A 24,535-nucleotide genomic window follows, 5' to 3' on the forward strand; every position below is an offset into this window, starting at 1 on the left:
TTATATGAATGAATCTGAATACTGGAAAAAGATAGAACAGTTTTTTATAGACAATTTTGATACTGAGAAGAATCCTCCGATTGAAACACTTTTGTTTCTGATCGGGCTGCAGGAACTGGGAAGCGGTCAGCAGAAATACACCAAAGAGGACAAGGTAAACCTGATCCATATTGCAGTGTGCAGACTTCTGGAGCCTTTCGGTTACTATAAGTTTACCCATTATGAGGATGGATGGCCACAGTATGACAAGCTGGAAGAGCTTCCGGAATTAAAGCCAAACGAGCAGTCTCTTCTGATGAAAAAAGCAATTATACAGTACTTCCAGGAAGAGGAATTGATTTGATGTACTGATTACCATGTGCTGGTAGACAATTTGCGATTATGCATACTACAATGATATACAAAAAAGACGGCTGAGCCGTCTTTTTGTTTTGTAAAGCCAAAAGATAAAATTACATCCTGGCATTTAAAATTTCACATTATTTGAAAATTTCATCAAGCTGTGTCAGTCCCATCTTAAATCCTTCTTCAAAGCCCATTTCCAGCTGCTGCTTCATAGCTTCAGAAGTTGGAAAGTGAATATTGATGGTTACTTTTGTACCTTCCTCAACTCCTGTAAATCCAAGCAGCCATTTTGCCTGCGCAAAATCTTCATTGATATTTCCTTTTTCATCACAGAAAGAATCTACCCCGTCAAAACTTCTATGCTCCATGATTTCACCATACTTCACCTGGCCGTACAGTTTCTCACCTTCCGGTCCTACCATGGCATAGTGCCAGATTCCACCTTCTCTAAAATCCTGTTTCACCGTTTCACATTTCCAGGGCTTTGGAGCCCACCATTGATCCAATAATTCGGATTTGGTAAAATAGTCCCACACTTTTGAAACATCAGCGTCATATATTTTCATGACATAGACGCTGTTCGCATCAAAATCTTTGTTAAAAATGATATTAGATTCCATAAAAATTATTTTTATTAAAGCTACTTATTTATCCATTTACAGGACTTTTCATATGGCAAGTTCTTTTAAATTCATAAATAATTGTTAAAAAACTCCCTTTTAAGAGAAATTAAACAATTTTTTGGCTCGTTTTTTGTTTATCAAGTCTTAAAATAATTAATTTTAACATTCACTTTTTTCCAATATATAAAATTCAATAATGAATAATAAATTCATCCCAATAATTTCGGTGTTTATGACAATCTCACTGATTGTTTTTGTTACGCTCCAATTTTATTGGCTGAAAGGTTATTACGGTGCTCTGGAGCAGGAATTTTCCAATAAAGTATACGCTGCTTTAGAAAACACTTCAAAAAGTATTGAAGAAATTGAAGCTGATAAATACCTGAACCAGGATTATACTAATCTAAGAAACAATATCCTTGCCAGCAAAGACCAACCTTCTTTAACGACAATCCAGCAGGTAGAAGATTCCGGTACGCAGCGCCAGATCATCTATTCCAAAAATATCATATCAAAAACGCAGCTTCCGATCTCTAAGAAAGGTGATTCGGTCAATCTGACCACTCTGTATACTGATGATGCAACGTATAAAATAAAGAAAGATACCACCAACCGCGAACTCCTTACCACAGACCTTAATAATGATATTGAAAACGGGGATTACGCAATAAAAGAATTTGTAAAGGTGGTTGGTACCAATCTCCCCATCGATAAAAGAGTGGATAATAAGATTCTTGATTCAGTAATTGCTAAAGAACTGAAAGTAAAGGGCATTACTGCAAAATTCGGATATGGGGTAATTGACAAGAACAACAAACTTACAAGTGTTGTGAACAAGGTTTATAAGGAGAAAAAGGACAGCAATACCTATAGCTACCCTCTTTTTACAGACAAAAAAGACCGGACTTTATACAGTCTGGCTTTGGTATTTCCTAAAAAAGAATATTCCCTGGCAATGAACAATTGGCCAATGCTTCTGGGAACGTTCCTCTCATTATTGACTATTCTAGGAATTTATATTATTTCCATCAATTATATGATGAGACAGAAGAAACTGGCGGAAGTAAAGACCGATTTCATCAATAATATGTCCCATGAGTTTAAAACCCCTCTGGCCACGATTTCTGTAGCCACAGACTCTTTAGCCAATGACAAGATTGCAACCAATCCGGATAAAGTAAAATACTATTCGGAACTGATCAAGCAGGAAAATTTAAGGATGAAAAAGCAGGTTGAAAACGTCCTGAACATGTCCAAGCTTGAAAGAAACGAGGTAGAGCTGTTCTTAAGGGAAACCAATGTGCGGGAACTGATCAAAAGAACAACAGAATCCTTTAATCTTATTGTTCAGCAGAGAAACGGTTCTTTGACACAGGAATTCACTGCGACGAACTATACTTTTAAAATAGATGAGTTTCACATCTCCAATATGCTGGTGAACTTACTGGACAATGCCAACAAATATTCACCGGAGGCTCCAGAAATTAAAGTAAAAACAAGTAACGAAGGAAACTGGTATGTTATAGAAATTTCCGATAAGGGAATGGGAATGGAGACCCAGAATAAGACCAAGATCTTTGAAAAATTCTTCCGAGAAGAAACAGGAAATATCCACAATGTAAAAGGACAGGGACTGGGACTTTCTTACGTAAAGAAAATTGCAGAACTGCATAAGGGGCAAATAATCGTAGACTCCCACAAAGACAAAGGAAGTACATTTACGATCAAACTGCCGATGAGCTAAATCATAAGTGATGAGAGATAAATGATGAATGATCAGATGACAGTAAAGAATCAATGATCAATGATCATTATAAAAATAGAAACCAAATAACAAATATAGAAGATAGAGTGAGAAGGTTCATTCTTAATTTTTAATCATTAATTTTAATTATTAAAATCATGAGCAACAGAATATTATTAGTAGAAGATGATCAGAGTTTCGGGGCAGTGCTGAAGGATTATTTGACGATCAACAACTTTGAGGTAACCCTTGCCACAGACGGAGAGCAGGGTTTGAAAGAATTTACAGAAAATGAATTTGACATCTGTATTTTTGACGTGATGATGCCTAAAAAAGATGGGTTTTCATTAGCTGAAGACGTAAAAAAAATCGATAAAAATACCCCTATCATATTCCTTACAGCAAGAAATATGAGAGAAGATATCCTGAAAGGATACCAACTGGGTGCGGACGACTATATTACAAAGCCGTTTGATACAGAACTTCTTTTATATAAAATCAAAGCGATTCTGCAGAGAAGTTCTACTTTAGAGAATGAGGAGCAGGAGCAGTTCAAGATCAGTAACATTTTCTTCGACTCTATGCTGAGACAGCTGAAAGTAGGTGACAAAGAATACAAACTTTCTCCAAAAGAAAATGAGCTGTTAAAACTTCTTTGCATCCACAGAAACGATTTCATGCCGAGAGATCTTGCTTTGAGAAAAATCTGGAAAAAAGAAAACTACTTTACCGCAAGAAGTATGGATGTATATATTGCTAAACTTCGTAAACTGTTAAAAGACGACGAAGGATTGGAAATTATCAACGTTCACGGTGAAGGATTTAGGCTTTTAGTTAAAAATTAAGCCTAAAAACATATTATAAATATAAAATTAGCAAAACAATTAAAAATGTTTTGCTAATTTTGTTTCATACGATTGGATATGAAAAATACACTTTTAGGCATTATCGCCATTTCCTTATTAGCAATTTCATGCAATAAAGACGAAAAACCTACTTATATAAAGGAAGAGGCAGGGGTTCAACAGCCTGCTGTGGCAGTTAATTCAGCTCCCAAAACTTCCCTGCTGGATCAGGCAGGTGTACAGTCCAGTCCAAATCCGGCTTCAATTAGCGCAGCACCGGGCATTAAGAACCCTCCTCATGGACAGCCAGGTCACAGATGTGATATTCCGGTAGGACAGCCACTTAATGCAAGCCCTACCGCGATACAGACTGCTCCGGGGCAAAATCCCAATAATGCCATTAAAATAGATGCTAATTCTGTGTCTCCAGGAAAAGTTACGGTCAATAACGGGAGTCAGGCTAAAACACCTCCGGGTATGAATCCTCCTCACGGACAGCCTGGCCACAGATGTGATATTCCGGTAGGACAGCCTTTAAGCAGTAAACCGGCGCCCGCACCACAGCCTGTTCAAAGCGCAGCCCAGAACGTTCCGGGACCTGTAACAGCTGCTCAGCCAACAGGTGAAAAGCCCAAGCTGAATCCTGCCCATGGAGAACCTTGGCACAATTGTGCTTTAAAAGTTGGTGATCCTTTGTCTTAATTTTTGTATTTTTGCAGAGATGAAGCTGTTTCACATTCTTGCCGTTATTTTTTGCTTAGGAATTTTTTTAGTTCCTAAAGGCAGCTTCTACCCTCAATCCATGCAGGATACCTGCTGTAAAGCCAAGGCTGAAAAGAACGACTGCTGCAAAAATCACTCTTCAGAAGATGGCAAAGACCACCAAACAAATTCTTCATGTAATGACGACTGCTGTACAACGTGCATCGCATGCTATACTTATATAGAGACACCGTTTTCTAAGAATTTACATTTTGAACTGTCTTATTACAAAACGAATAAGAATCCGCAGTTCCAATACTCACCGCCTCATTTATCAGACCGTTTAAAAGAGATCTGGCAACCGCCTAAACTAGGTTAATTATCCAACTGATAGTCCGTTAAACATTTTAATGGACAGTTTTTAATTAATCTAAACTTTTAAACAAATGAAATTATATATTTCCAAGTTCATTCTTGGTCTAATGATCCTGTCTGTACACTTTATATCCGCTCAAAACCTTTCAAAAAACCAGTTTCAGGTCAAAGGGAACTGTGAGATGTGCAAATCCAGAATTGAAACTGCCGCTAAAAAAGCAGGGGCTAAAACCGCTGTTTACTCTGTTGATCTCCAGACTTTAACTCTGGAAACTGACAGCAAAGTTTCTACAGACGAAATTTTAAAGAAAGTAGCCGATGCAGGCCATGACAATGAAAAATTCAAATCATCCGATGCTACTTATAAAGGTCTTCCCGGATGCTGTCATTATGAAAGGGATCTTCAGCCTTCTCCTACAGAAGCTCACACACATCATGCAAAAAAAGAAAATGAGTTTTATGTAAAAGGAAATTGTGCTTCATGCAAAGCCAGAATCGAGAAAGCAGCAAAAACAGCCGGTGCAGATTCTGCAGAATGGAGTGCCGAAAAACAGACAGTCATTTTAAATTTTGACCCTTCAAAAACCTCATCAGATAAGGTTTTAAAGGCTATTGCGGAGGCGGGTCATGACAATGAAAAATACCAATCGTCCGATGATACTTATAAAGGTCTCCCGGGATGCTGTCTATATGACAGGGATATTCCTTTTGGAGAAGCCAATCCAAAGGTTCATTTCGAGGAAGAAACAAAACATGATGACCATCAAGATCATCAATCTACTCCTGCTGAAAACCATGAGCAACCTGAAAAAAACATTGAAGGCGTTACCATTACCGGTTCAAAAGCAGCCACTGCGTTAAGCAAAAAAGAGGCGGGTCTTGTTTTTAATATTGATAAGAAAGAGTTATTAAAAGCAGCTTGCTGTAACCTTTCTGAAAGCTTTGAAACCAATGCAACCGTAGATGTTTCATTCAGCAATGCCGTTACGGGAACCAAACAGCTGAAAATGCTAGGTCTGGATCAAAAATATACGAGTTTAACGAAGGAGCTTTTACCGGAGATCAGAGGCCTTGCTTCGGCTTACGGACTGAATTTCATTCCCGGAAGATGGATCGAAAGCATTCAGCTTACAAAAGGTGGAAGTACAGTAACAAACGGTTACGAAAGCATAACAGGACAGATCAATACCGAGCTTTTGAAAAATGCCAAAGAACCTGAAACTTCTTTGAATATTTTCGCTGATTTCAACGGAAGAGCGGAAGCCAATATCACCAGCGTCTCTCCTATCAATGAAAAATGGTCGCAGACATTCTTATTGCACGGAAACGGAACTTTTGGAGATACGGATATGAATCATGATACATTCCTGGACAGGCCGAAAGGAACACAGATCAATGCAGCTTATCTCCTTAATTACAATGACCTGGAAAAATCAGGATTCGGGTCTCATTTCGGAATCAATTTTCTAAGGGATGAGAGAACCGCCGGGCAGATCGGTTTTGATAAGAAACTGGGCCAGGATAAACAGGCTGCTTACGGTGTAGGCATTGATATATCAAGATTCCAGGTTTGGAATAAAACAGGATATGTTTTTAAAGGAAAACCTTACCAGAGTTTAGGCTGGATGAACCAGTATGTATACCATCAGCAGGACAGCTTTTTCGGACTGAGAAATTATGCCGGGAAGCAGCATACTTATTATTCAAATTTAATCTTTGAAAGCATCATTGGGAATACAAATCATAAGTATAAGGCCGGAGCGAGCTTTTTGTATGACGGATATGAGGAAACTTATCTAAAGGACGACATGAAAAGGAATGAAATCGTTCCCGGTATCTTCGCAGAATATACGTTGACAGGATTAAAGTATACTTTGGTGGCAGGAGCCAGAGCAGATTTTCATAATCTTGCGGGAACTCAGTTTACTCCGAGAGTTAATTTTAAATATGATTTCACACCGCAGACTATCTTAAGGCTTTCTGCCGGCCGGGGATTCAGAACGGCTAATGTTTTTGCAGAAAATCAGCAGTATTTTGCATCGAACCGGAATATACAGATTTTGCAGAACGGCGGAGATATTTATGGTTTGAGGCCTGAGATTGCCTGGAACTACGGAGCCAGCTTACAGCAGGAATTCAAGCTTTTCGGAAGGAAATCTTCCATTGTCGCTGATTTTTTCAGGACCGATTTCCAGGACCAGGTCCTGGTTGATCTTGACCGTTCTCCGCAACAGCTTACTTTTTATAATTTAGAAGGAAAATCTTTTGCCAATTCTTTCCAGACCCAGTGGGATTTTACCCCTTTCAAAAATTTTGATGTAAGGCTGGCTTATAAATATTATGATGTACAGGCGGATTATATCGATGGCAGAAGAGAAGTTCCTTTCATGGCCAAACACAGAGGTTTTGTGAATCTTGCCTATGCCACCAATAAAAATGACAGGGGCGGATTCTGGAGTTTTGACACCACCCTGAATTGGGTAGGAAAGCAGAGACTTCCCAATACCTCAGGCAACCCTGCTGAATTCCAGCTGCCGGTATATTCTGATTCTTATGCTGTGCTGAATGCACAGATCTCCAGAAATTTCAATAAAAAAATCAGAGCTTATTTAGGTGGGGAAAACCTTACGTCTTATTATCAGAAAAATGCAATTGTTGATTTCAGAAATCCTTTTGGAAATTATTTTGATGGCGGGATGGTGTATGCCCCTATCATGAAAGCTAATTTTTATGTGGGACTGGATGTGGCTTTCTAAATTTTCTTATCAACTAATAATTATAAATAGACTGTTTTTGAAGCAGTCTATTTTTTATTAAGTGAACCTGAGTTCAGGATAGGGACTAAATTAAACGCAATGATAAGCAAAACAGAGAAAGTATATTTATTGTCTTACTTTCCTGAATGAAATGTCCTTGTTTTTCTTATTAACATGCCGGAAATCTACTTTACTTATTTTGGCGATAAAAGCACTTCAGAACAAAATGACCGAGCTCAATTGTATGTTCACAAAAAGTATTTATCGAAATTATATCTGTAGATAAACATCGATGGTTCATCGATATATATCGATGCTTTTTATAGGGAGTTTTATTTTAGAAAGCTGTTACTTTGTATCAGTAAAATTAACCAAGTAAGAATTTATTCCAAACGGAAAATTTTACAAGAGACAAAAATGATGAAACAAAATCTTGATGTACAGATAATCTCAAGAACTTTTCGAAACTTAAAAACACAAATAAGTAAAAAAATTAACTTGGTTTTAGAGGTTATTTGACGCCAATAAAAAAGACTGTTTTTCGAAACAGTCTTTTTTTATTTTTACAGCTATTATCTTCCGAAATCGTCCTGTACTCTTACAATATCATCTTCATCAGAAGGATTGGAAGCATCGGTATGCTGCCATATTTCTGCTACTACACCCCAGCCGGATAATCCGATCAGTCTGTGTCTTTCACCCTGCTGAAGCTTGATCTGATCTTTTGGATGGTATTCTTTCAGTTCACCTTCTTCATCGGTATTGCTGGTTTTGATCCCAACGGTACCTTCCACTACCTGCCAGATCTCGGCTCTGCGGTGATGGTACTGCCAGCTTAGACGGGCATTGGGAGCAACCAAAAGGATCTTAGGGCTTAGTTTTCCTCCTATTCTTAGACTTTCTACATTGATTCCGTCAAAATACTGATTGGCAAAATCCTGAGCCTGATTCTCATCGATCACGAAAAACCCACCCCAGGGTCTTGTATCATCTTTTGCCGCAATAGTGAAACCCTGGCCCGCCAGCATTTTTTCTACCTTATCGAATATTTCTATTTTCTCTGCACTCATAATTTATTCCTGTTCTAAAATTATTTTTAAATATAAAATTTGTTGATCTTATTCCTTCGACATTGAATAGGGAAAATCTTTTTCCTGTGAGCCTCTTTCTTTATTGGGCTTATTATCCATCTCGAATTTCAAAACCGCTCCATTCATCAGTTCTTTGTGGCTGAGCCAGTTTTTCGAATAAGACCGAAGATTTACGTTCAAGGATTTAACATATAGATTTTCAGCACTGTTTTCCGGTGCCTCTATTACAATTTTCTTGCCGTTTTCCAAATGAATCACTGCTTCTTTGAAAAGAGGTGCGCCTAAAACATACTGATCTGTGGCTGGCGTTACGGGATAGAATCCTAAAGCTGAGAATACATACCACGCGGAAGTCTGTCCGTTATCTTCATCTCCGCAATAGCCATCCGGTGTTGCATAATATAGCTTATCCATTACCTGTCTCGTCCAGTACTGCGTTTTGTACGGCGCTCCGGCATAGTTGTATAAATAGATCATATGCTGGATCGGCTGGTTTCCGTGGGCATACTGTCCCATGTTCATGATCTGCATTTCACGGATTTCGTGGATAACACTTCCATAATAGCTGTCGTCAAAGACCGGCGGAAGCGAGAACACCTCATCCAGCTTAGCTTCGAATTTCTTTTTGCCACCCATTAATTTAGACAAACCGTCGATATCCTGAAAAACCGACCAAGTATAATGCCAGCTGTTCCCTTCTGTAAAGGCATCGCCCCATTTGAACGGATTGAATGGCGACTGGAATTTCCCGTCTTTATTTTTTCCACGCATCAGTCCGGATTCAGGATCGAAAACGTTTTTGTAGTTGTAGGCTCTTTTTTTATAAATATCAATTTCCGAAGCTGGTTTTCCCAGTGCTTTTCCTAACTGGTAAATTGCAAAATCATCGTAGGCATATTCCAGAGTTCGGGCAGCATTTTCATTGATCTTTACATCGTAGGGAACATATCCTAAAGTATTGTAATACTGCACTCCTCTACGGCCTACGGCATCGATCGGGCCTTCATTATCGGCCCCATGTTTCACTGCCTGCCAAAGGGTTTCCACATCATATCCGCGAAGTCCTTTGATATATGCATCTGCCACCACGGAAGCTGAATTGTTCCCGATCATTATGTCAGAATATCCCGGGCTGCTCCATTCCGGGAGAAATCCTCCTTCCTTAAAAGTATTGACCAAGCCTTCCTGCATTTCAACATTGATGCTTGGGTAGACCAGGTTCAGGAAAGGATACAGGGCACGGAAAGTATCCCAAAAACCTGTTCCTGCGAACATTTTTCCATCCAGTATTTTTCCGTTGTAGGGACTCCAGTGTTTCACTTTGTTCTCAGCATCGATCTCGTACAACTTCTGAGGGAAGAACAATGTTCTGTAGAGAGAGGAATAAAAAGTTCTGATCTGCTGATCTGTTCCGCCTTTTACTTCAATTCTGCCCAGAGTTTTATTCCATACATTTTTAGCGTCTTTTTTTACCTGTTCAAAATTTCTGCTCCCAATTTCTCTCTTCAGATTCAGTTCTGCCTGCTCGAAACTGATGAATGAGGAAGCCGTTCTTGCATAAACACTTTCTTTATTTTTTAATTTAAACCCAACAATTGCCCCGGCATGATCACTTGTAATTTCCAGCTGATTCTTTACAAAAACACTGTCTTTCCAGGTAGTCGTTAAATCAAAATCTTTATCAAACTGAATGACAAAGTAGTTTTTGAAATTATTATATTTTCCTCTGGAATACTTCGTCGTGTAACCCAGGATTTTTCTTTCTTTAGGAAGGATTTTGATGTAGGAACCTTTGTTTAATGCATCAATTACGACGTAAGCACTGTCTGTCTTGGGGAAATCAAATTTGAAGAAAGCGGCTCTTTCCGTTGGGGTAAGTTCTGTCGTAACATTGATATCTGCCAGGTAAACGCTGTAGCTGTAAGGCTTAGCATTCTCGGCTTTGTGGCTGAACCAGCTTGCCCGTTCTTCCTCCTTAAATTTTAGTTGACCTACTCCCGGCATGATGGTGAAGGCACCGTAATCATTCATCCAGGGAGATGGCTGGTGGGTCTGTTTAAACCCTTTTATCTTGTCTGCATCGTAGGTATAAGCCCATCCGTCCCCCATTTTTCCGGTCTGTGGCGTCCAGAGGTTCATTCCCCACGGCAGGCCAATGGCGGGATAGGTATTCCCATTGGATAAAGACGGTTTGGACTGGGTTCCCATTAAAGGATTCACATAATCCGCAAGAGGTATTTCCTGACTAAACGCAAAGACATTTAATAGAATAAAAAAACTTGAGAATAAAGACTTCATAATATCATTTTGTTAATTTATCTTTTGCTTTTCTTCAAAGCATAACCTGCAGCCCCCAGAATGGCTGCATCTTCAAAAATAGCGGAAATTTTAATAGGAATGTTGATTTTATGCTCTTCCAGATGCTGATTTAATCTGTTTTTAAAGTAAGGATAAACTTTGGCAATGTTTCCGCCTATCACCAAAACTTCAGGATCGTATTTTCTGACATACCTTACAATGAATTCCCCGAAAGAATCTGCATAATCAGCAAAAATCTGAGCTTGTATCTCTTCGGATTTGTCTAATAAGTCTTTGGTTCCCGATATTTCTTCACCTGTTAAAGCTCTATAATGATTCACGAACCAGCGTGTTGCGAGATAATCTTCACAGATAGACTCTTTGAAAGGTGAATCCCAGAGATCCTCATCCGTTGCTTCTTTTCCATTATAAAAAGCAGTTCCCAATCCCGTTCCTAAGGTAACTCCAAAAATCCTGCTGTACTTCTTTACACAGCCTCCAAAAACTTCCCCTTCCAGAAAAGCTCCGGCATCATTCACAAAATGAACCTGATTTTTTGAAATTGAAAGTCTTTCGGCCAACTCTTCTTTAATATTGACCTTATAAATATCTATAAATTTTCCCTGCTGCATCAGCGAAATCCCATTTTCATAATCGAAAGGGCCAGGCATGGCTATACCGATCAGAAGATCCTTTTTAACCAAATCAATGGCTACTTTTTCGATGGCTGAGATCCAGGACGAAAAAATCGTCTCCCGGTCCCCGAAAGAATCCACATGTTCTCTTATATAGGTAGAACTGATAATTTCCCGTTTCTCAGGATCAACCTGTGCCATGGTAATGTGTGAACCTCCAATGTCTATTCCTACAATATTCTGCATCATACTTTTGTTTTATTTTTCTCTGTAAATAATTCTTTCTCTTAAAAAAGACAGACAGGAAAGTATGTATACTCCCCGCCTGCCCATCCTAAAATCCCCTAATTTATTTCTACTTTTTATACGTCCACGAGGATTAACCTTTTATTCTATGATCACTTTTCCAGAGGATTTAACCTCACTGTCTTTTGAATGTATTTTATAGATATAGGTTCCTGCAGATAAATTCTGACTGCTGATCACCATATCATTTCTATCAACTTTTTTGCTGGCTACTAATTTCCCTGCCATATCATATAACGTAATTTCACCGGCAAATTTGTCTTTAATGGTAAAATGAATATCATTTCCTTTTTTAACAGGATTTGGATACACATCATTCATGTTGCTTTTTTCTGAAGCAATATCTTTTGTTGATAACGCTGCGGCACAGGCTACGTCTGTTCTCCAATTGGTATTAGACATTCCGATCAGGGTCGCAAAGTGCGTATTGGCTGTAGCATCCAGAGCACCGTTTCCACTGCCTTCATTCATTTTCCAGTTGGCTTCAAGGCTGGAAGCATTGACTGGAACATTACAGTTGTTGGGAAGAATTTCTGAGGCTGTCAAGGCTCTTTTCCAAACCCTGAATTCATCCAGGAACCCGTTAAGAGTACGGGCATTCTCATAATTCCTGCCCAGATAAAGAATGCCATTGGCCGTGAAATTCCCTGACGCTGCTGCACTGGCATCAAGAACACCATTGATGTAAATTTTCATAGTTGAGCCGTCATAGGTCGCTGCGATATGATTCCATGTATTGGTGGTCAATCCGGTAACACTGTTAAGTTTTACCTGAGCAGATCCGAAACTTAATATAAATTGCAGCTTATTATTAGCAAGGTTTCCATCTCCGAACCGCAGGATGGCAGAATTACTATCTCCCACTTCAATCCCAATTACCGATGATATGTAGGGAAAGTTAGACTTGAAAGCATTTACTTTTACCCAGCCTTCAAATGTCATTGCGTTTCCGCTAAGATTAAATTGTCCTGCATTCAGGTATTGAGTGCTTCCGTTAAACGAAAGGGATCTTGCACCAGGGCTCTGTACAGGAGCAAATCCACTGTTGAATGTTGACTCTCCTGAATACACACTGGTAGTTGTTCCGCCACATACGGCCTGTACTTTCCAAACATAATTTGTATTCTCCGTTAATCCCGGTAAGGTATAAGAGTTTGTGGCAATATTCTGAACATCAGTCCAGGTTGTTGCTGCAGCTGTTTTATACTGTAAATTATAAGAGGAAGCACTTGCTGCCGCATCCCAGGATACTTTGGTGGTTGTGCCCAAAAAGCTTTCGGATTTCATACCGGACGGCGTTCCACATGTACTTCCGGAATTAAAACGGGGAGCAAACAGGTAGGTACTTTTTATGGTTGCTGAACAGTTCGACTGTATTCTCCAGTCATAATTTGTATTCAGGGTCAGATTATTAACCATAATATTGTTTCCCGAATAATTGCTTGCAACGTTTGTCCATGTGGCAGAAGAAGCTGGTTTGTAATCAATATTGTAGGTTTGGGAAGCATTACCTGTCCAGTTTAATTTAGCTGAAGTTCCTGTGGTATTGGTTGCTTCAAGTCCTAAAGGTGGATTACATGCATCTCCCTGAGTCCATGAATAAAGCGGGCCGCTAAGGAGTGTATTTTCGTTATAAAGAATATTTGATCCTGTACTCAGATAGCTGGCATTGTTAACTCCATTAAGATCGTACCACATAAATACTCCATAGCCATCATTGATGGTATTGGTCGCAAGAGTGGAAAGTGTAGCGGCAGAAGTGGATTGAGGATTGGTGTTCTGTATCCAGGTAGCCGCAGCTGAAAGCTTGGTGTTGTTAAGTGGCGGCACTACGGGAGCACTGTATGTTCCATAGTACGGATTCCAGCTGTAATTGATATAATTTCCGGCTGCATCTCCGTTGTAACTTTGTCTTGATGTTGCCGGACCTAAATAATAAAAGGTGATCAGCTTATCCGGCATTGCGGCCTTTAATTCCTGCAAAAGCATCACAAAAGAGCTGCTGTTGGGCTGTCCTGTCCCGTTATTGCCATACCCTGCGTATTCGTCATCCAGATCAATACCATCCAAACCATAGGTGTAAACGGTATGAGCCAGCTGCTGTGCGAAATCCCGTGCTGCCTCACGATTCGGGAAGTTTGAAATTCCGGCTCCCTGATGGTTTCCTAAAATATCCAGCAACACTTTAATACCTTTTTGCTGTAAAGGCTTTACATAAGTGTTCACATCATTCAATACCTTGGTAACGTTGTTATTGTTGGAAATGTAAGCTCTGCTTTTAGAAACATCATAATTAATATTGGCAGCAAAAATAATCGCCACATCAAAAAGCTGTCTGTTGGTATTCTGAAGGGTATAAGATCCTACATTCAGCATATTGTTATTATTCACCTCTACATAGCAAATTCCCAGAGGATTAAGCTGCTGCGCATGAAGCATAGAGGTCATTTGAGTGGCCAGTGCGATCAGAGCAGTAAAAATGGAGTTTTTTTTCATATAATTTTAATTTTTATGGTGGGTAAAATCATTGGGCCTAAGCCCAATGACTGTTTTATTTTTATTTTACAATTAGTTTTTCTGTCTGTTTTAAACCTCCGTCATGAGATTCAAACTGAATGATATAAGTACCCATTGAAAGTTTAGAGAAATCGTACTGATGATCTCCGGCCTGCAATGTTTTTGTTTCTACAATATTTCCATTAAAATTATAAACTGATAATTTTCCTCTGTTGTATTCTTCAGGAACAGAAACACTAAGCGGGGAAGATGCGCTTACAGGATTGGGATACATTTTGATCTGCTTTTTAGCCGTTATCTGCTCCAGATCTATTGCTTTTTGATTTTTCGCCACAACCTGAGTTCCTGCCGGACATGGTATATCTGTTCCCCAGTTGGAAGCATCCACACCCGTTAATGTTAATATAACTCCATTTCCTGAACTGTCCTGAACCGATGAACCGCTGCCTTCATTAAATTTCCAATAGGCTGCAAGGGAAGCTGCCGGAAGGGTCACATTACACATATTCTGGCTGATTTCTGTCTGACTCAATGCTCTTTTCCAGACTCTAACCTCATCTACTTTACCGTTGAAATTTCTGGATGTACTGTATAAATATCCTACATTGAAAGCTCCGCTGGAAGAAACGCTTCCTGTCTGGGATTTAGTGGCATCAAGAACCCCATTGATATAGATTTTCATTGCAGAGCCATCATAAGTTGCGGCAACGTGGTACCATGTATTGGCGTTTAATGCTGTGGCAGCAGTCAGTTTTTGCTGTACATTATTGATACTAACCACAAACTGAAGCTTGTTATTGGCAATATTGGCATCTCCCAAACGCAGGAAAGCTGAATTGCTGTCGCTTACTTCTGTACCCATAACCGATGAAATATAGGGTGATGCAGATTTGAAAGACGATGGTTTTATCCATCCTTCCAGAGATAATGCTGATCCGCTTAAAGTAAGGTTTCCCGCTGCACCGGATTCACTGCTTCCGTCCAGGGAAAGAGCAGTAGAGCCTGAAGGAGCTGTCCCTGTTCCGCTGTTAAATCTCGGAGCAAAAATATAGGTGCTTTTTACGCTGCAGTTCGTTCTGATTCTCCAGTCATATTCAGTATTGGCGGTTAACCCTGATATTGTTACTGAAGTAGCAGAAACTGCCGTTGCAGCATTGGTCCAGGTGGCAGAAGAAGCCGGTTTATAATCTACATCATACGTATTGGTTCCTACTGCAGACCAGTTCAGTTTCGCACTGGTTCCGGTAAGGTTGCTGGTAAATAATCCGATAGGAGCATCACAATTGGTTCCCTGCGTCCACGACTGTAAAGGAGTGCTTAAAGTCGTCTGTTCTCCGTATAAGGTCTGAGTTCCGGCTGAAAGCTGTGATGTTTCATTGGTTCCATGAAGGTCATACCACATAAATACTCCGTATCCTCCATTTTTTGTCTGGGTAGCCAGGCTGGTGGTAGTAGAATTGGAAGTATTTCCCAGCCATACAGCCGCCGGAGAGATCTGCGCATTGGTAAGAGGCGGAACATTGGGTGCAGAGAAAGTTCCGTACATCGCATTCCAGCTGTGGTTGACATAATCTCCTACTCTAAGTCCGTTCCAGGAAAGTCTTGAAGCAGCAGGACCATAATAATAAAAAGTAATCATTTTATTCGGCAGTAAAGCCTTCAATTCCTGTACAAGCATCACAAAAGAGCTGGCATTGGGCTGGCCGGTGCCGTTCTGTCCATAATCTGAATACTCATCATCGAAGTCAATTCCATCCAGGCCGTAAGTGTTGACAGTATGGGCAAGCTGCTGGGCAAAGTCTCTGGCTGCCTCGCGGGTAGGAAAATTACAGAGACCTGCTCCCTGATGGTTTCCCAAAATGGTTAATACCACTTTCATTCCTTTTGCCTGAAGCGGTTTTATATAGGTATCTGCATTGGTCAGTACTTTCGTAACGTTATTATTACAGTACAGGTAAGGTCTGCTCCTGGCTGTATCATAATTGATATTCGCTGCAAAAATATTGACGACATTAAACAAATATTTACCTGATGTCTGCAATTTGTACGATCCGGCATTCAGGATATTGTTGTTGTTTACTTCCACATAGCAAATTCCTGTAGGGCTAAGCTGCTGTGCATACAGCACAGGGATTGCATTAATGATCATTAAGATCAATGTAGTAAGGGCTTTTTTCATAATGTTTTTTTTAAGTTATTTGATGTATTTATATGTATTCATCTCTCCGGAAAGGAGGAAAAATGATCAATTACGGACAGAAAATTTCATAAGGTTCTCCCTCAATGTATTCTCTGTAAAAACACTGCAACTAAAAAAACGGGAATAAAAGTTATGCTGGCGCCTGCTGCAAATATCAATTCTAAGTCAGTAAATCCTGATTCTCGTTAAAGGTTTTCCATAACAGCTCACCGAATAATGTATTCGCCCAGGCAAACCATTCTCTGGTGAATTTCTTATCGTTATCCTTATGGAAAGATTCATGCATAAAGCCGGTTCCTCCATGGGTTTTCTGTAAAGTTTCTATACACCACCTGATTTCTTTTCTGTCTTTTGTGGTAAGGGCTTTCATAATGATGCTCATCGGCCAGATCATATCAAGACCGATATGCGGGCCACCGATTCCTTCCGCCAGTTTTCCTTTGAAAAAGAACGGGTTGTCTTTTGACCAGACATAATTTCTGGTATTTATATAAACCGGATCATCAGCTTTTACGGCATCCAGGTAAGGAAGTCCCAGAAGGCTTGGGCAATTGGCGTCATCCATTAAATTATAACTGCCGAATCCGTTGGTTTCGAAGGCATAAATCTTTCCGTATTCAGGGTGGTCATAGATCCCATATTTCTTGATGGCTGCATCTACCTCATCGGCCAGGCTATTTAACTGCTGTGCCAGTGTTTTTTCATTTTTGATCTGTGAAACCATTTCTGCCGCCTGGCGTAAACTTACGACTGCAAATAAATTGGAAGGGATCAGGAAGGCATAGATCGTAGCATCATCACTTGGACGGAACATAGAATTAATCAGTCCCACAGGATTTGTCGGATAACCGTAGCCACCCATAGGAATTCCGTCTGTAGCCCAGGCTGTGGTACGCTCGAATTTATAGGGGCCCAGGTCTGTTTTTCTCTGCTGCTCTACGAAAGTCTGTAAGGTGAGCTTGATTCCCTGCAGCCAATTATTATCAAAAGGTTTTGCATCTCCCGTGGTTTTCCAGAAGTGGTAAGCTAAACGGATTGGGTAACACAATGAATCGATCTCCCATTTTCTTTCGTGAGTCCCAGGTTTCATATCTGTGTGATCATACTCTTTCCACTTGCTTATTTTATTGTTATCATTATAAAAAGCATTGGCATAAGGATCTTTCAGAATGAATTCTGTCTGTTTGTGAATAACACCGGAGATCAGTGTATGTAATTTTTCGTCTTTTTTAGAAAACTGCAGGTATGGGAAAACCTGTGCAGAGCTGTCGCGAAGCCACATGGCATCTATATCTCCTGTAATGACGTATGTATCGGGAGTTCCATTAATTTCTTTATAAAAAACAGTGGTATCTAAAGTATTGGGAAAGCAGTTTTCAAAAAGCCATGATAACTCTTTATTCTTCACTTTCTTTTTAAAAGCTGCAATGGCATTTTCTACCGCCTCACTGGTAAAATGTCTTTTATCTTTCGGAACGCGGACCACAGGAAAATCTTCCATGCTCAACGTTTTAGCAAAAACATTCTGAGTAAACAGTACTCCCGCTCCTGCCAATGCACTTGTCTTTATAAACTTTCTCCTTTCCATTATACTTTAATATTTCGTTATATTTTTGATCTATTTTACGGGCTTGCTTCCCATTACGAATTTCAGCTCTCCTCCATTCATAATATCACTGTGGTTAATTTCCCAGCTTTTGAATTCTTTCCCGTTCAGGAACATTTTCTGAACATACATGTTTTTATCCGAGATTTTATCCGCTATTACCGTGAATGTTTTTCCATTTTCCAGCTTTAAGGATGCTTTAGGAAACTGGGGTGCACCAATGGCATATACCGGTTTTCCGGGAGTCACCGGATAGAATCCTAATGAAGAGAAAATATACCACGCAGACATCTGACCGCAATCTTCGTTATTGACAATTCCGTCCGGTTTTGCTGCGTACATATTATCCCGTATGAATTTAACCATTTTCTGGGTTTTGTAAGGAGCTCCTGCGTAATTGTACAGGTAAGGAACATGATGTCCCGGCTCGTCACCGAATCCCAAGGATCCGATAAATCCTGAAATATCTACATGCTGCTCACCGATCATTTTAAGTTCTTCGGTAAAGGTTTTATCCAATTTTTCTTCAAATCCTTTTTTTCCTCCATATAAATTCATCATTTCATCGATCTTATGGGGAACAAAGAAATCATAAGCCCAGATATTTCCTGAAACCCAGTGTGGCTGAAGTTTTTTCCAGTCGTTCAAAGTAAAATCCGGAAGAAATTCTCCGTTTTTCTGCTTTGGCCAGAAATGGTTATTTTCTTTGTTGAAGGTATTAAGAAAGCTCATAGAACGTTTTTTATATACTTCTGCTTCTTCTTTTTTACCTAATTTTTCGGCAAGCTGCTGAATACACCAGTCATCGTATGCATATTCCAGTGTTGCAGAAACTGAAGCTCCGTTTTCTGATGGTGTGTAGCCTAATTTAATGTAATCATTAAGGCCTCCGCCTCCATCACTGCTGCTCATTTTGTCCGTTAGGGAAGCATCTTTCATTGCTGCAAATGCTTTCTCCTGATCGATTCCCGGTACACCTTTTGAAATGGCATCCCAGATTACGGATACACTGTGGTAGCCAAGCATACAGAAATTATCGTAACCGCACAGCTCCCAGATTGGCATGTGATCTTTACGGTCTGTATATCTGCTGATCAGCGAGTTGGCAAATTCTTTTGTGTGCTTCTGATCCATAATGGTCAGCAAAGGATGTGTCGCCCTGAATCCGTCCCAATAGGAATAGGTACTGTAGTTGGTAAACCATTTGGTATTCATATTTTCCTGAGCAGCCACATAATCTCCGTTGGTATCCATATACAGATTGGGTGCGATAAACGTATGATACACTCCCGTATAGAAAATTTTTCTCTGATCATCTGTACCGCCAGTCACCTGGAATCTGTTGATGAGATCCCTCCATGTATTCTGAGCCGTTTCTTTAGCTTTTGCAAAATCTACATTCTTAGCTTCGGCATCAAAATTTTCCTGGGCACCTTCCGTACTTACAGGAGATATAGAAACTTTTACTTCTATGCTTTCATTCTCCTGAGTTGAAAATCTTACGAAAGCTTTGGCATCTTTGGCAAGAGCAATTTTTTCATTGTCCTTTATTTTGCCTTCCGAATAAGTTCCGTAGGATTTAAATGGCTTTGAAAACTCCATCACGAAATAAGCGAATCTTTTGCCGCCCCAACCATTGCTGTAGCAGTATCCCTTAATTTTATTATCCCCTTCTATGCTTACAAGGGTATGGTAAATATTTCCGAAAATCTTATTGGTAGGATCTATAATGACATTGGACTCTTCACTCTTCGGGAAGGTATATTTATGGAAACCTACTCTTGGAGAAGCGGTCAGTTCAGCCTTAATTCCGTAGCTGTCCAGCATCACTGAATAATATCCCGGTGATGCCGTTTCTTTTTCATGGCTGAATGTTGAACGGTAGCCACTTTCCGGTTTGTCCTCGGAGCCTGGAAGCATCTTTATTTTTCCGACAGTTGGCATGACTAAAATATCTCCAAGATCCGCCCAGCCTGTTCCGCTGAGATGATTATGACTGAATCCCATGATGGTTTTACTGCTGTAATGATATCCTGAACACCAGTCCCAGTCGCCACTTTTGGTATTCTGATCCGGACTGAGCTGAATCATTCCAAAGGGCGTAGTTGCTCCGGGAAATGTATGGCCATGACCTCCTGTTCCTATGAACGGATCTACCCATGAAAGAACATCATCTTTCCGTTGTTGTGCATTTCCAACATGAAAAAGCAGAATCATTGATAAAAAAATAAGCAGTTCTTTTTTCATAATTATAATAGGGAAATCTTAAAAATTTCTCAAGATAGGAGTTTATTTAACAATATAAAAACCATAGCAATGATTTCAACCAGCGGAAAAACAAAGGCAACCGGCATATTCTTATATTTTTAATCGGTTCAAAGCGAGTTCTTTTTCATAAAATCAATAATTTCTGAAATATAGCCAAACGCCATGGCTACAACGGTATCCGCTGCCCCATAATATACTGTAACCTTATCGCCTTCTGAAAGGGCAGCACACGGGAAAACCACATTAGGGATATCTCCTGTGAGTTCGTACAGCTCTGCAGGAGCCAGCAGATAAGGTTTTGTTCTGTACAATACCTTCGACGGATCTTCAAGATCCAGAAGTGAAGCTCCCATAGAATAGCGGAATCCCCTGCAGGTATTGATCACACCGTGATAAAAGAGAAGCCATCCTTCTTTTGTTTTAATAGGAACAGGACCTGCCCCAATTTTGGTACACTGCCACGCACTGTCTTCAAACGGCGCTACCTTCATTACACAACGGTGTTCACCCCAGTATTTCATATCCGGACTGTAACTGATGTATATATCTCCGAAAGGCGTATGCCCATTATCACTGGGCCTGCTCAGCATAGCATATTTCCCGTTAATCTTTTCAGGGAAAAGAACCCCGTTTCTATTAAAAGGCAGAAAAGCATTTTCGCACTGAAAGAATTCTTTAAAATCAAAAGTATAGGCAATTCCTATTGTAGGACCATGATATCCGTTGCACCATGTGATCCAGTAGCGGTCTTCTATAAAGGCAACACGGGGATCATATTTATAATCTGATTCTATCATTTCAGTGTTTCCGGCTTGCATATCAATAGGATCATGATTGATCTCCCAATTGATCCCATCTTTACTGAAACCTGCAAAAATATTCATCTGCACTGCTTTGTTGTCGCAACGGAAAACTCCTGCGAATCCATCTTCAAAAGGAACCACCGCACTGTTAAAAATGCTGTTGGATGTAGGTATTGCATATCTGTTGATGATCGGATTTGCGGAGTAACGCCACATGATATCACGGCTGTCTTCCGGACGATCCTGCCAAGGGATCTTTGCTGGTTGAAATGTCATAAAGTATTTTTACTTTTATTTAATGTATTTAATAATGATTTAGTCTTCTTTTAGTTTTTCAGGATAGGAAAACGGAACCAGCAGCGTCACTATAAATGCCGGTATCGTAGCAATCAGAACCCAGATAAAGAATATTTTGTAACCTACCCAATCGCTGATCATCCCGCTGAACATTCCCGGAATCATCACACCGAGGTTCATAATACCGGTGGCAAATGCATAATGGGCAGTTTTGTGTTCTCCTGGGGCTATCTGCTGCATGATGTAAAGCATAAGCCCTACAAAGCCGAATCCGTAGCCAAAATATTCGACGACCACTGCAATACCTACCGGAAGCAGTTCTGCCGGCTGGAAATAAGCCAGCAATGCATAGACTATAAACGGGATATTAAAGGCAGAGCACAGCCAGATCAATGATCTTTTCAGTCCTCTCGCAGCGATAAAATAGCCGGCTAAAACAGATCCCAGAATAAATGCCGCCGAACCATATGTTCCGTAAATAAGTCCAATATCTGATGTGGATAATCCAAGACCTCCTGAAGTTCTCGGAGCTTTGAAAAACAGGGGAGCAATTTTTATGGCAAATCCTTCCGCAAAACGGTACAGGATAATAAAAAGTACCGCCCACATGATATTCTTTTTTTTAAAGAAAGAAGTAATGACTTTCAGTAATTCTTTACGGACATTTTCTGCTTTTCCAACTTCTTCTTGTCCTTTCTTTTTATTCTCTTTGGGTAAAACAGCATAATGATACAGACCCAGAGCAAAAAACAGGAGACCATAAATCCCCATGATGATCATCCAGGCATTGACAACTCCTTTTGTTTTTTCTAAAACGCCGGCAAAATAAACCAGAACTCCGCTGCTTATGATTTTGGCGAGGTTGTAAAAAGCTCCCTGCCAGCCAATGTATTTAGCCTGTTCTTTGTTCGTTAAAAAATTGATGTAGGTTCCGTCTGCAGCAATGTCATGCGTAGCTCCACAAAATGCAACCACCGCAAAAAGGGCAATGCTGTATTTGAAAAAATCCGGCATCGGCAAGCTTAGTGCAATCAAAGCGAACAGAATTCCTATGGCAAACTGTGTCGCTACCACGAAGAATTTTTTTGTTTTATAGATTTCCAGAAAAGGGCTCCAGAGAGGCTTTAGAGTCCAGGAAAGCATAATCAGCGCTGTCCAGAATGTGATCTTAGAATCTGAAATTCCCATGTCTTTGTACATGATCCCGGAGACCGCATTAATGGTTACAAAGGGAATTCCCATTGCAAAATATAATGTTGATATCCAAAAAATCGGTTTTACCGAACGAATTTCAGAGCTGTTGTTTCCCATATTCACACTAAAATGTTAAGAAAAAGAGAGCCTCTCAAAAGCATCATTCCGAATTGAAACGAAACTAAAATTGAAGAATCTTTAAAACAAGTGTTTATCCGATATTTCTCCTGCCGAAATGAAAAAAATTAAATCTAACTTTTGAGACGGCCTCTTTTATCTTTATAATTAATCTGCTTAAAATTATTATTTTTTATCCCACCATAATTTGGTTCCGCCAGTATCGGGGCCTCCAAGTAATTGGACAGCTTGTGCATAGTTCAACGTACTGTTACGGTATTTTGATGGAATAGGGATTCTTCTGATCATAGCATCAGTGCTTATCGTTCCCTGGCTGTCATTCAATACATTTTTGAATATGATTGGGTAGCCCGTTCTTCTTTGTTCTGCCCATGCTTCTGCACCATCAGGATAAAGCGCAATCCATTTTTGGGTCATAATTCTTTCTAATTTTCTTTCAAAAGAATCTGTGGCATTCCATTTTACGGTAATTGTACTTAGCTGTGGGTTTCCCGGCAAAATATCGTTAGAATGATTTTTAGGATCTATATAAGGTGCTTCTGTAGAGGTAGAATTATTTATATAGGCATCATAGCCTGCAGCCTTTCCCCACTCTTCTAAAGACACAGAAATTCCCTTGTTATAATTGGTTCCTGCATCACCAGCACCTGCATAACCTCTTACAGCAGCTTCTGCTTTCAAGAACCATGCTTCAGCAGCGGTAAAAATTTTGTTTTTACCATTTGAGCTAGAAAAGTAATCTCCATTAGCAGAAATCGCAGCTGCCTTTGAGTAGCTTCCGTAACCTGGGCTCAAATCCACACCTTGTCTTACTCCCACATATTGGTTTAATACACCGGCATCGGTTGCAGGCTGTGCATATAAGGAAATTCTGGGATCATTATAACCATTCATATATGCCATCAAAGGGGCTCCGATTTTACAATCACCCCAAGAATAAATAATATCAAACAATGGAGAGGCCTTTCCATAAGAAACCAAAGCATTTTCTGAAGTGTCATCGATTAATCCAGCAGATGACGCAAGTGCTTCTTCTGCATACTGTTTTGCTTTTGCAGGATCTGCATAGCTGATTCTGATGGCATATCTCAGTTTCAGAGAGTTTGCCAGCTTTGCCCAATTAACAGTATTTCCTCCAAAAACCAGGTCCGATTTAGAAATTACCGCTTTATCTTCTACTCCAATTGGTTTTTGTAATGCAACAATCGCTGCATTGAGATCGGTAACAAAATGATTATAGGCATCTTGTTGAGAGTCAAAATCTGTAATACCATTTGCGCCGGGTGTTTCAAATTTACTGTAAATTACCGGCCCGTGAGCATCTGAAACCTTTTGTGCTGCTAAAATTCTTGAAATATTAAGAACTGCTAAAGATTGAGAAAAATCTATTCCTGGATAATATTTCGGAGCGTTTAATTTGAAATTTTTGTATTGCTGATTAACATCTTCCAATTGATTGAGCATAATTCTCTCGTTCCAGCCATCCATCATAAAATATGTGGTATTGTTTATTCCTCCATTATAACGTGTTGCTGTACTGAAAAAACCACTGTACATATCTGCATTTAAATTAGTTTGCAATTGATAAATCCAGTTTTGAGGATTTTGTAAATTGCTTTGTATCTGTCTTAAAGGATTCGTAAGCAACGCGAAATCTGCCAAAAGCTGTTCGTCATAAACCCCATTGTATTCAGAATCTATTTCTTCAAAATTGCCGGTACAGTTCAATAAGGGTAAAAGTCCTATTGTACCTAACATTAATATTTTAAAATATTTATTTTTCATTATTATT

17 protein-coding genes are annotated in these 24,535 nt (G+C 39.7%); 6 read left to right on the forward strand and 11 right to left on the reverse strand.

Going from position 1 to position 24,535, the window contains the following annotated elements; translation table 11 throughout:
• Positions 1-4: 4 nt before the first annotated feature.
• Positions 5-343, forward strand: coding sequence for a hypothetical protein (locus J4Q03_RS09030; protein WP_306840599.1), 339 nt, complete (start codon positions 5-7; stop codon positions 341-343).
• Between the two features lie 136 nt (positions 344-479).
• On the opposite strand, the gene J4Q03_RS09035 is transcribed toward J4Q03_RS09030, so the two are convergent.
• Entirely contained in the window at positions 480-965 is a 486-nt protein-coding gene (locus J4Q03_RS09035; protein WP_426047865.1) for an SRPBCC family protein, read from the reverse strand.
• A 199-nt stretch (positions 966-1,164) separates the two neighbouring features.
• On the opposite strand from J4Q03_RS09035, the gene J4Q03_RS09040 reads away from it, so the two are divergent.
• The 5 genes from J4Q03_RS09040 to J4Q03_RS09060 all read left to right on the forward strand — a co-directional run bounded on the left by J4Q03_RS09040 (position 1,165) and on the right by J4Q03_RS09060 (position 7,390).
• Positions 1,165-2,712: a sensor histidine kinase gene (locus J4Q03_RS09040; RefSeq protein ID WP_426047866.1), complete on the forward strand. Its 1,548-nt coding sequence runs from the start codon at positions 1,165-1,167 to the stop codon at positions 2,710-2,712.
• 158 nt (positions 2,713-2,870) lie between these two features.
• Positions 2,871-3,557 (forward strand): response regulator transcription factor, encoded by a 687-nt coding sequence (locus J4Q03_RS09045; RefSeq protein ID WP_002982671.1) that lies wholly within the window; start codon positions 2,871-2,873, stop codon positions 3,555-3,557.
• 78 nt (positions 3,558-3,635) lie between these two features.
• Positions 3,636-4,259, forward strand: coding sequence for a hypothetical protein (locus J4Q03_RS09050; RefSeq protein ID WP_426047867.1), 624 nt, complete (start codon positions 3,636-3,638; stop codon positions 4,257-4,259).
• 19 nt (positions 4,260-4,278) lie between these two features.
• Positions 4,279-4,638 carry a hypothetical protein gene (locus tag J4Q03_RS09055; protein ID WP_426047868.1) on the forward strand — a complete coding sequence of 120 codons (360 nt, stop codon included), beginning with the start codon at positions 4,279-4,281 and terminating at the stop codon, positions 4,636-4,638.
• A gap of 67 nt (positions 4,639-4,705) precedes the next feature.
• Positions 4,706-7,390 (forward strand): TonB-dependent receptor domain-containing protein, encoded by a 2,685-nt coding sequence (locus tag J4Q03_RS09060; RefSeq protein WP_426047869.1) that lies wholly within the window; start codon positions 4,706-4,708, stop codon positions 7,388-7,390.
• A gap of 572 nt (positions 7,391-7,962) precedes the next feature.
• Here the strand turns inward: J4Q03_RS09060 and J4Q03_RS09065 are convergent.
• The 10 genes from J4Q03_RS09065 to J4Q03_RS09110 all read right to left on the reverse strand — a co-directional run bounded on the left by J4Q03_RS09065 (position 7,963) and on the right by J4Q03_RS09110 (position 24,528).
• Positions 7,963-8,460, reverse strand: coding sequence for a phosphoheptose isomerase (locus tag J4Q03_RS09065; protein WP_426047870.1), 498 nt, complete (start codon positions 8,458-8,460; stop codon positions 7,963-7,965).
• Positions 8,461-8,508: 48 nt separating this feature from the next.
• Positions 8,509-10,779, reverse strand: coding sequence for a GH92 family glycosyl hydrolase (locus J4Q03_RS09070; RefSeq protein ID WP_426047871.1), 2,271 nt, complete (start codon positions 10,777-10,779; stop codon positions 8,509-8,511).
• Between the two features lie 17 nt (positions 10,780-10,796).
• A complete protein-coding gene (locus J4Q03_RS09075) occupies positions 10,797-11,663 on the reverse strand; it encodes an ROK family protein (RefSeq protein WP_426047872.1) in 867 nt (288 codons plus the stop codon).
• A 138-nt stretch (positions 11,664-11,801) separates the two neighbouring features.
• Positions 11,802-14,216 (reverse strand): endo-beta-N-acetylglucosaminidase H, encoded by a 2,415-nt coding sequence (locus tag J4Q03_RS09080; protein WP_426047873.1) that lies wholly within the window; start codon positions 14,214-14,216, stop codon positions 11,802-11,804.
• 61 nt (positions 14,217-14,277) lie between these two features.
• On the reverse strand, positions 14,278-16,416 hold the full coding sequence (locus J4Q03_RS09085) for an endo-beta-N-acetylglucosaminidase H (RefSeq protein WP_426047874.1): 2,139 nt from the start codon (positions 16,414-16,416) through the stop codon (positions 14,278-14,280).
• Between the two features lie 181 nt (positions 16,417-16,597).
• The gene (locus tag J4Q03_RS09090; RefSeq protein ID WP_426047875.1) at positions 16,598-18,025 is read right to left on the reverse strand and encodes a glycoside hydrolase family 125 protein; all 1,428 of its coding nucleotides are present in this window, start codon (positions 18,023-18,025) and stop codon (positions 16,598-16,600) included.
• 30 nt (positions 18,026-18,055) lie between these two features.
• On the reverse strand, positions 18,056-20,290 hold the full coding sequence (locus tag J4Q03_RS09095) for a GH92 family glycosyl hydrolase (RefSeq protein ID WP_426047876.1): 2,235 nt from the start codon (positions 20,288-20,290) through the stop codon (positions 18,056-18,058).
• 128 nt (positions 20,291-20,418) lie between these two features.
• Positions 20,419-21,390 (reverse strand): glycoside hydrolase family 130 protein, encoded by a 972-nt coding sequence (locus J4Q03_RS09100; RefSeq protein ID WP_426047877.1) that lies wholly within the window; start codon positions 21,388-21,390, stop codon positions 20,419-20,421.
• A gap of 39 nt (positions 21,391-21,429) precedes the next feature.
• Positions 21,430-22,722: an MFS transporter gene (locus J4Q03_RS09105; protein WP_426047878.1), complete on the reverse strand. Its 1,293-nt coding sequence runs from the start codon at positions 22,720-22,722 to the stop codon at positions 21,430-21,432.
• A 186-nt stretch (positions 22,723-22,908) separates the two neighbouring features.
• Positions 22,909-24,528 (reverse strand): SusD/RagB family nutrient-binding outer membrane lipoprotein, encoded by a 1,620-nt coding sequence (locus J4Q03_RS09110; RefSeq protein ID WP_426047879.1) that lies wholly within the window; start codon positions 24,526-24,528, stop codon positions 22,909-22,911.
• Positions 24,529-24,535 lie beyond the last annotated feature (7 nt).

It is taken from the genome of Chryseobacterium sp. NFX27 (assembly GCF_049887855.1).
In the GTDB taxonomy this organism is placed as follows: domain Bacteria; phylum Bacteroidota; class Bacteroidia; order Flavobacteriales; family Weeksellaceae; genus Chryseobacterium.

Excerpts from the sequence above, each read along its gene's own strand:
- J4Q03_RS09030 (WP_306840599.1), top strand. The coding sequence starts at position 5 with ATGAATGAATCTGAATACTGGAAAAAGATAGAACAGTTTTTTATAGAC.
- J4Q03_RS09035 (WP_426047865.1), bottom strand. The coding sequence starts at position 965 with ATGGAATCTAATATCATTTTTAACAAAGATTTTGATGCGAACAGCGTC.
- J4Q03_RS09040 (WP_426047866.1), top strand. The coding sequence starts at position 1,165 with ATGAATAATAAATTCATCCCAATAATTTCGGTGTTTATGACAATCTCA.
- J4Q03_RS09045 (WP_002982671.1), top strand. The coding sequence starts at position 2,871 with ATGAGCAACAGAATATTATTAGTAGAAGATGATCAGAGTTTCGGGGCA.
- J4Q03_RS09050 (WP_426047867.1), top strand. The coding sequence starts at position 3,636 with ATGAAAAATACACTTTTAGGCATTATCGCCATTTCCTTATTAGCAATT.
- J4Q03_RS09055 (WP_426047868.1), top strand. The coding sequence starts at position 4,279 with ATGAAGCTGTTTCACATTCTTGCCGTTATTTTTTGCTTAGGAATTTTT.
- J4Q03_RS09060 (WP_426047869.1), top strand. The coding sequence starts at position 4,706 with ATGAAATTATATATTTCCAAGTTCATTCTTGGTCTAATGATCCTGTCT.
- J4Q03_RS09065 (WP_426047870.1), bottom strand. The coding sequence starts at position 8,460 with ATGAGTGCAGAGAAAATAGAAATATTCGATAAGGTAGAAAAAATGCTG.
- J4Q03_RS09070 (WP_426047871.1), bottom strand. The coding sequence starts at position 10,779 with ATGAAGTCTTTATTCTCAAGTTTTTTTATTCTATTAAATGTCTTTGCG.
- J4Q03_RS09075 (WP_426047872.1), bottom strand. The coding sequence starts at position 11,663 with ATGATGCAGAATATTGTAGGAATAGACATTGGAGGTTCACACATTACC.
- J4Q03_RS09080 (WP_426047873.1), bottom strand. The coding sequence starts at position 14,216 with ATGAAAAAAAACTCCATTTTTACTGCTCTGATCGCACTGGCCACTCAA.
- J4Q03_RS09085 (WP_426047874.1), bottom strand. The coding sequence starts at position 16,416 with ATGAAAAAAGCCCTTACTACATTGATCTTAATGATCATTAATGCAATC.
- J4Q03_RS09090 (WP_426047875.1), bottom strand. The coding sequence starts at position 18,025 with ATGGAAAGGAGAAAGTTTATAAAGACAAGTGCATTGGCAGGAGCGGGA.
- J4Q03_RS09095 (WP_426047876.1), bottom strand. The coding sequence starts at position 20,290 with ATGAAAAAAGAACTGCTTATTTTTTTATCAATGATTCTGCTTTTTCAT.
- J4Q03_RS09100 (WP_426047877.1), bottom strand. The coding sequence starts at position 21,390 with ATGACATTTCAACCAGCAAAGATCCCTTGGCAGGATCGTCCGGAAGAC.
- J4Q03_RS09105 (WP_426047878.1), bottom strand. The coding sequence starts at position 22,722 with ATGGGAAACAACAGCTCTGAAATTCGTTCGGTAAAACCGATTTTTTGG.
- J4Q03_RS09110 (WP_426047879.1), bottom strand. The coding sequence starts at position 24,528 with ATGAAAAATAAATATTTTAAAATATTAATGTTAGGTACAATAGGACTT.